Source organism: bacterium (assembly GCA_030654305.1).
GTDB lineage: Bacteria > Krumholzibacteriota > Krumholzibacteriia > LZORAL124-64-63 > LZORAL124-64-63 > PNOJ01.
In genome coordinates, this window is record JAURXS010000244.1 from 1 (window position 1) to 7,927 (window position 7,927).

General features: G+C 69.3%; 10 protein-coding genes. All 10 read left to right on the forward strand.

What is annotated here, in order from left to right:
* Positions 1–555: flagellar basal body-associated FliL family protein (locus Q7W29_06810; protein ID MDO9171525.1), on the forward strand; the 555-nt coding region annotated here is incomplete at its 5' end.
* 27 nt (positions 556–582) lie between these two features.
* Positions 583–1,581 (forward strand): FliM/FliN family flagellar motor switch protein, encoded by a 999-nt coding sequence (locus Q7W29_06815; protein ID MDO9171526.1) that lies wholly within the window; start codon positions 583–585, stop codon positions 1,579–1,581.
* A gap of 4 nt (positions 1,582–1,585) precedes the next feature.
* Positions 1,586–1,993 (forward strand): flagellar motor switch protein FliN, encoded by a 408-nt coding sequence (gene fliN, locus Q7W29_06820; GenBank protein MDO9171527.1) that lies wholly within the window; start codon positions 1,586–1,588, stop codon positions 1,991–1,993.
* Position 1,994: 1 nt separating this feature from the next.
* Positions 1,995–2,384: a flagellar biosynthetic protein FliO gene (locus Q7W29_06825; protein ID MDO9171528.1), complete on the forward strand. Its 390-nt coding sequence runs from the start codon at positions 1,995–1,997 to the stop codon at positions 2,382–2,384.
* Between the two features lie 163 nt (positions 2,385–2,547).
* The gene (gene fliP / locus Q7W29_06830; protein ID MDO9171529.1) at positions 2,548–3,321 is read left to right on the forward strand and encodes a flagellar type III secretion system pore protein FliP; all 774 of its coding nucleotides are present in this window, start codon (positions 2,548–2,550) and stop codon (positions 3,319–3,321) included.
* Positions 3,322–3,343: 22 nt separating this feature from the next.
* The gene (gene fliQ / locus Q7W29_06835) at positions 3,344–3,607 is read left to right on the forward strand and encodes a flagellar biosynthesis protein FliQ (GenBank protein ID MDO9171530.1); all 264 of its coding nucleotides are present in this window, start codon (positions 3,344–3,346) and stop codon (positions 3,605–3,607) included.
* A gap of 1 nt (position 3,608) precedes the next feature.
* On the forward strand, positions 3,609–4,400 hold the full coding sequence (locus Q7W29_06840) for a flagellar biosynthetic protein FliR (GenBank protein MDO9171531.1): 792 nt from the start codon (positions 3,609–3,611) through the stop codon (positions 4,398–4,400).
* 48 nt (positions 4,401–4,448) lie between these two features.
* On the forward strand, positions 4,449–5,510 hold the full coding sequence (gene flhB, locus Q7W29_06845) for a flagellar biosynthesis protein FlhB (GenBank protein ID MDO9171532.1): 1,062 nt from the start codon (positions 4,449–4,451) through the stop codon (positions 5,508–5,510).
* A 14-nt stretch (positions 5,511–5,524) separates the two neighbouring features.
* The gene (flhA, locus tag Q7W29_06850; GenBank protein ID MDO9171533.1) at positions 5,525–7,630 is read left to right on the forward strand and encodes a flagellar biosynthesis protein FlhA; all 2,106 of its coding nucleotides are present in this window, start codon (positions 5,525–5,527) and stop codon (positions 7,628–7,630) included.
* The coding region (locus Q7W29_06855) for a hypothetical protein (GenBank protein ID MDO9171534.1) at positions 7,608–7,927 on the forward strand (320 nt) is incomplete at its 3' end. The genes flhA and Q7W29_06855, both read left to right, overlap by 23 nt.

The window sequence follows — 7,927 nt, forward strand, 5'->3', positions numbered from 1 at the left end:
AAGCCCAAGAAGGCGGCCTTCAAGCCGTTCGAGAACAAGCTCGTGCTGCTGGCCGTGATCATCGTGGTGCAGGCCGCCCTGGCGGTCGGGGTGACCCAGTTCGTGATCGTGCCCAAGCTGCAGAACCTGGGCGCCGGGGACCAGGTGGCCGAGGCCGAGGCGACCGGCGAGCACGGCCAGCCCGCGGCCAAGGGCAAGTCCGGACACGGCAAGCCTGCGAAGCACGGCGAGGCCGCTTCGCTCAGCGGGCGCGGCGCGCTGGTCGGTCTCAAGGAAGTGACGGTCTCGCTGCGCTCCGAAGGCGCGGTGACGAGCTACCTGCGGATCAGCGTCGACCTCGAGGTCCCGGACCAGACGAAGGTCCTGCTCGTCGAGGAGCGCCTGCCGCACCTGCGCGACATCGTCATCGCCTCGCTGTCGAACAAGTACGCCGCCGACCTGCGCAGCCTCGAGGGCAAGGAGGCCCTCAAGGCGGAGCTGCTGCGCAAGCTGGGCGAGGCCCTGCCGGAAGCCGGGCTGATGAACATCTACTTCTCCGACCTGGTCGTGCAGTGACCGGTCCGGGACGAGCCGGGGGATGACATGAGCGATTCGCAGCAGGGGCGGCAGGACGCCCTGGACGAGCTTCTCGGGCAGGACGACGCCGGCGGCGAGCAGGCGGCGGTCGAGCAGGCGGCGGCCCTCGTGCAGGGCGTGTCCGGCTCGTCCTCCTTCGACTTCAGCCGCCCGACCAAGATCTCGCGTCAGTTCGAGAAGAACCTGATCACCTTCGCCGAGGCCTTCGCCAAGTCGTCGTCGCTGGGCCTGACCGGCATGCTGCGGGCGAACACGGGCATCGGCTTCCGGGGCCTGGAGGTCATGAACTTCGGCGAGTTCGTGGGCTCGATGCCGCCGGTGACCTGCGCCGTCAACATCGGGCTGGCGCCGCTCAACGGCCTGTCCCTGCTCCACCTGGACGCGGGCATGATCTACCTGATGATGATGCGCCTGCTCGGCGGCCCCATCGAGGCCTGCCGCGTCGAGCGCAAGTTCACCGACATCGAACTGGGCGTCTCCCGCCTGGTCATCGACAAGCTGCTGGCGCACGTCGCCGAAGGGGCCGAGAAGCTCGTCTCGATGCAGCCGACCTTCGTGCACCTCGAGAACAACCCGTCCTACATCACGACCGTGACCAGCGGCGAGCCCGTCCTGCTGATCCGGTTCGAGATCGGGATCGAGGAGCTGAGGGGGCCGCTGGACCTGTGCATCCCGCTGACGGCCTTCGAACCGGTCTGGCACCGCTTCGACCCGGAGGAGAATTCCGAATTCCGCACGCCGGAAGAGGTGCGACGGGACCGGCAATTGCTATTCGAAGTGGTCAAGGGAGCCACGGCCGACGTGGTGGTCAACCTGGCGGACGTGAACCTCACGTTCGAAAACGTCCTGGAGCTGAAGGAGGGGGACGTGCTGCCGCTGTACAAGTCGCTGCAGTCCCCGCTGGTGCTGGAGGTCCAGGGCAAGCCCATGTTCCGCGGGCTGACCGGCAAGCTGAACCAGTGCCGCGCCCTGAAGCTCACCGAACGACTGGAAGAAGAGGAGTAGGGAGATGGCCGACGGCATCCAGAACAACGTCTTCGGGGGCGGCGCCGCGGCCGTGGCCGACGCGGACCCCGCGACCCGGCAGCACGGCCTCGACCCCGACCAGATGCGCCTCGCCGAGCCCGAGGAGGATCTCGCCGCCATCGCCCCGGAGATCCGCAACATCGGCGTCCTGCTCGACATCGACATGAAGCTGACCGTCGAGCTGGGGCGGGCCCGGATGAAGATCCGCGACATCATGAACCTGAGCCCGGGCGCCGTGGTCGAGCTCGGCAAGGCTCCCAACGAGCCCGTGGACATCATGGTCAACGGCGTGCTGCTGGCCCGCGGCGAGGTCGTCGTGGTGGACGAGCAGTTCGCGGTGCGCATCACCAAGCTGCTGAGCCGCACCGAACGCATCAAGAGGCTGACCTGACGTGCCGGCCGCGAACGCAGCGATCCCCTTCCTGGCCGTCCAGACCGCCACCGGCGCCCTGGCCTGGCTGAAACCGGTCGGCGGCCTGGTCGTCGTCTTCACGCTGCTGCTGCTGTTCCTGAAGCTGCTGGGGCGGTTCCAGGGCGGCCGCTCCGGCGCCGCCGCCGCGATGATCGCCGTCCACGCCGTCGGCCCCCGCCGCGCCGTCGAGCTGCTGCGCTGCGGCGACGAGGTCTTCACGCTGTACCGCCACGACCAGTCCGTCGTCCTGCTCGACCGCGCGCCCTACGATCCGGCGCGGCACGCGCCCCAGGCGCCCGCGCTGCCGGTCGTCGGTCTCCCGGACCGCCTTCTGGACCGCTTCCGCGCCCGGCGCCGGCCCGACGCCTGACCCGGGATCCCCGCCCGCCGCTGCACCGTTCCTGACCGCCCCGTGGCCGCAAGATGGCCACGGGGCGCGCCCGCCGCCCCGGGGACCGCCGTTCCCGGCCGCCGGCCCTGGCACGCCCATTGCGTTGGCGCTTCCCGCACCGTCACCGCAAAGGCAGGCCCACTTGAAGACCGCACAGCTCGTGATCGTCCTGGGGCTCGCCCTGGTGGCCGTGGCCGCAGCGGCCCCCGCCGCCCTGGCCCAGACCGCCGCGGCCGGCCCCGGCTCCAACTTCAGCCTCACCCTCGGCGGCGCCGAGGGCGGCGCCCGCCTGGACGTCGCGGTCGAGATCGTCCTGCTGATGACCCTGATCTCGCTGGCGCCGGCCCTGCTGGTGCTGCTGACGAGCTTCACGCGGATCATCATCGTGCTGGGTTTCCTGCGCCAGGCCATGGGCACCAACCAGATGCCCGCCAACCAGATCCTGATCGGGCTGGCCCTGTTCCTGACCTTCGTGATCATGGCGCCCGTCGGCACGAAGATCCACCAGGACGCGCTGAAGCCCTACCTGGCCGAGGAGATCGGCCAGGGGGAGGCCCTCAAGCGCGCCGAGGGGCCCCTCAAGGAGTTCATGCTGGGGCAGACGCGCGAGAAGGACATCGCCCTGTTCCTGGAGCTGACCGACCGCGAGGCGCCCGAGAAGCCCGAGGACCTGCCCCTGCTGGTGGTGGTGCCGAGCTTCGTGATCAGCGAGCTGAAGACGGCCTTCCAGATCGGCTTCGTGCTGTTCCTGCCGTTCTTGATCATCGACATGGTGGTGGCCTCGGTCCTGATGTCGATGGGCATGATGATGCTGCCGCCGGTGCTGATCAGCCTGCCGTTCAAGGTGCTGCTCTTCGTGCTGGTGGACGGCTGGTACCTGATCGTCCGCTCGCTCGTGATGGGCTTCCAGAACTGACCGCCGGAGGCGAAAGGACGCCATGACCGCCGAGACCGTCGTCGAACTGGGGCAGCTCGCCCTGAAGACCACCCTGCTGGTGGCCGGCCCCATGCTGGCCGCGGGCATGGTGGTGGGACTGATCATCAGCGTCTTCCAGGCGGCGACGCACATCAACGAGATGACCATGACCTTCGTGCCGAAGATCCTGGCCGTGTTCCTGGTGCTGATCATCTCGCTGCCCTGGATGATCCAGCAGATGACCTCCTTCACGCTGGACATCTTCGAGCGCATCGGAGCGATGTGACATGAACCCGCCGGTGCAGCTCGACTTCACCTGGCTGATCCTGACCCTGGCGCTGGCCCTGCGCCTGTCCATCCTGGTCGCGATGCTGCCGCTGCTGTCGGGCTCGACGGTGCCGCCGCTGTGGCGCGTCGCGATCGCGGTCGTCATCGCCGGCGCCACCGCGCCGGCGGTCGCGGCCCAGCTGCCGCCGGGACCGCTGGACCTCTCCTGGGAGGCGCTGGCGGCCGAGGGGCTGCGCTCGCTGGCGGTGGGCGCCCTGCTGGCCTTCACGGCCGGCGTCCCGTTCGCCGCGGTCCGCTTCGCCGGCGAGCTGATCGGCGTCCAGATCGGCTTCTCGATGGTCAACACCATCGACCCCCAGGGCATGGGCCAGGTCTCGGTGCTGGCGAACCTCTACTACCTGCTGGCGGTCATGATCTTCTTCGCGGTGGACGGGCACCACACCCTGATCTCGGTGTGCGCGCAGTCCTGCACGCTGGTGCCGCCGCTGCAGCCGATCTCGCTGGAGGCGGGCTCCTGGCTCGTCGTGCAGGAGTTCGCCGGCTTCTTCGAGCTGGGCCTGCGCCTCGCGGCGCCGGTCGCGGTGGTGCTGCTGCTGGTGAGCGTCGCCATGGGCTTCGTGGTCAAGACGGTGCCCCAGATCAACATCCTGGTGGTGGGCTTCCCCATCACCATCGCCGTCGGGTTGGCGACGATGGGGCTGTCGCTGGTCTTCTTCGGCCAGGTCCTCGGCTCGCTCTTCGCCGACCTGGAGGGCCGTTTCGGCGCCGTCCTGGGCGCACTGCAGGGCTGATCCATCCGGCCGGCGACGCCGGCCGCCGACGCGGGGAGGTGAGGGACGATGTCGGACGCTCCGGGCGGCGAGAGGACCGAGAAGGCGACACCGCGAAAACGCGAGAAGGCCCTCGAGAAGGGCCAGATCGCGCTGAGCCAGGAGGTCAACAGCGCCCTGGTGCTCCTGGCCGGCTTCTCCCTGCTGTTCGTCGGCACCGGCGCCATGGGCCGGATCCTCAACGACAACGCCCGCTACCTGCTCGGCGAGGCGCACCTCTTCCGGCTGGACAGCCCCTTCGCGCTGGCCGAGTTCGCGGCGGCCAACGTCATGGTCCTGATCAAGGCGGTCGCGCCGGTGGCCGGCGGGATCATGGTGGTGGGGCTGCTCGCCAACCTCATGCAGGTCGGCTGGCACGTGAACCTCTCGGCCCTGGCCTTCCGGGGGGAGAACATCAACCCGCTGAACGGCATCAAGAGCATGTTCAGCCGCAAGATGGCCTTCGAGCTGGTCAAGAGCCTGGTGAAGATCCTGCTGATCAGCGCCGTTTCCTGGTGGACGGTCGCCTCGCTCGGCGGGGATCTGATGGGGATCGCGATGCTGCCCCTGACCGGGGCGGCGTCCGTGGGCTGGGACACGCTGGCCAAGCTCGTCTACCGCCTGGCCGCCCTGATGTTCGCGCTGGCCGCGGTCGACTGGGCGTTCCAGAAGTGGCAGCACGAGGAGAGCCTCAAGATGACCAAGCAGGAGGTCATCGAGGAGAACAAGGACGTCGAGGGCGACCCCCAGATCAAGGCCCGCATGCGCGCCATCCAGATCGAGGCGGTGCGCAAGCGCATGATGGCCGAGATCCCGCTGGCCGACGTCGTGGTGACCAACCCGACCCACTTCGCCGTGGCCCTGCGCTACAAGGACGGGGAGGCGGCGCCGCGGGTGGTCGCCAAGGGACAGGACCACCTGGCGCAGACGATCAAGCGCATCGCCCGCGAGAACCGCATTCCGGTCATCGAGAACAAGCCGTTGGCACGCGCCCTGCATAAGCTCGTCAAGGTCGGGGCCTACATCCCGGACGACCTCTACCAGGCCGTCGCCGAGGTGCTGGCCTACGTGTACCGCCTGAAGCGGGCCTGAGGCCCGGAAGCTGAGTGGATGTGAACAAGGGCATCGACCGCGACCTCCTGCTGGCCAACAGCAACATCCTGAGCGCGCTCGCGGTCCTGGCGATCGTCGGCCTGATGATCATGCCGGTCAACCCGGTGGTGCTCGACCTGCTGATCACCTTCAACATCGCCTTCGCGGTGGTGATCCTGCTGGTCTCGCTGTACCTGAAGGAGCCGCTGCAGTTCTCCAGCTTCCCCTCGCTGCTGCTGATCGTGACGCTCTACCGGCTGGCCCTGAACGTCGCCTCGACGCGCCTGATCCTGGCCAAGGGCGGCGCCGGCAAGGTCATCGCGAGCTTCGGCGACTTCGTCATCGGCGGCAACTACGTCATCGGCGTCATCGTCTTCTCCATCCTGGTCATCGTGCAGTTCGTGGTGATCACCAAGGGTTCCGGCCGCATCGCCGAGGTGGCGGCCCGCTTCACCCTCGACGCGATGCCCGGCAAGCAGATGGCCATCGACGCCGACCTCAACACCGGCCTGATCAACGAGGCCGAGGCCCGCCGCCGCCGCGCCCAGGTGGCCTCGGAGGCCGAGTTCTTCGGCGCCATGGACGGCGCCAGCAAGTTCGTGCGCGGCGACGCGGTCGCCGGCATCATCATCACCATCATCAACATCGTCGGCGGCTTCATCATCGGCATGCTGCAGATGGGGATGACGGCCGGGGAGAGCCTGCGGCTGTTCACGCGCCTGACCATCGGCGACGGCCTCGTCAGCCAGATCCCGGCCCTGCTGATCTCCACCGCGGCCGGCCTGGTGGTCACGCGGCAGAGCAGCTCGATGAACCTGGGCCAGTCGCTGACCATGCAGCTGTTCCGCCAGCCCAAGGCCATCTACCTGGCGTCGGGCTCCCTGATCGTGTTCGGCCTGATCCCCGGCCTGCCCACCCTGCCCTTCCTGACCCTGGGCGCGGTGTTCGGGATCGTCGGCCGCCTGGTCAGCTCGCGGGTGGATTCGATCGACCGCCAGGACGCGACCGACGAGGCCCAGTCGCTCGAGGCGGCGGCGCCGGCGCCGGACCGCGGGCCGGGCCACGACCTGTTCGTGACCGACGCCATGGAACTGGAACTCGGCTACGGCCTGCTGTCGCTGGTCGACCAGGCGCGGGGCGGGGACCTGCTGTCCAGGATCACCAACATCCGCCGCCAGATCGGGACCGAGCTGGGCGTGCTGGTGCACCCCATCCGCGTGCGCGACAACCTGCAGCTCGGCGCGCACGAGTACGTGATCAAGCTGAAGGGCGTCGCTCTGGCCCGGGCCGAGCTGCGCCCCGACCGGCTGCTGGCGATGAGCACGGGCGGCGGCGAGGCCATCGAGGGCCTGCCGACCGTCGAGCCCGCCTTCCAGCTGCCCGCCCTGTGGATCGACCCGGCGCGCAAGACCGTGGCCGAGATGGAGGGCTACACCGTCGTCGAGCCGACCGCGGTCCTGGCCACGCACCTCTCCGAGACGATCCGCGCCCACGCCGACGAGCTGCTGACGCGCCAGGACATCAAGGACATGTGCGAGAGCGTGCGCGAGTTCGCGCCCGCGCTGATCGAGGACCTGATCCCGGACAAGGTCCCGGTCAACACGCTGCACAACGTCCTGCGCGGGCTGCTGCACGAACGCATCCCGGTCAAGGACATCGTCACGATCCTCGAGACGCTGGCCAACCACGTCGGCACCGGCGGCGGCGTCGACCACCTGCTGGAGAAGGTGCGCGAATCGCTGCGCCGCACGATCAGCGGCCTCTACGTCGAGCCGGACGGCCACGTCTACGTCGTGTCGCTGCACCCGGAGACCGAGGCGGTGATGGCCCAGGCGGCGGCCGACTCCGAGCGGGCAGGCGCCGTGGTGCTGGAGCCGCTGTTCGCGCAGACCTTCCTCGAGAAGCTGGAGAAGACGCTCCAGGCCGTCTACAGCCGCGGCAAGCCGCCGGTCCTGCTGGTGCCGACGCCCATGCGCCTGTTCCTGAAGCGGTTGATCGAACCGACGTTCCCGGCGCTGCCGGTGATGGGCTACACCGAGGTCACGCCCAACACCAGCATCCAGTCCGCGGGGATCGTCTCGACCCAGGGAGTCCATCATGCCCACGCAGCCAAGGCCTGAGCACGGCACGAGCCGGGTAACCGGCCGCACGCTCAAGGAAGCCCTCCAGAACGCGCGGCGTCTCTACGGTGACGACGTCCGCATCTCCGAGACGCGCGGCGTCGAGCGGCGCGACGCGAAGGGGCTGGGGCGCAGCCGGCACATCGAGGTCGTCGTGGCCCTGCCCAACGGCGCGCCCGAGCCGGAGCGGCGCGCGCGCCCGGCGGCCACGGTGGCGGACCTGGAAGCCGAGGTGCAGCGCATCGAGCAGCTCGTGGCCGGCCTGGCCAGCGAGGCGGCGGCGGCGGCCACGCCCGA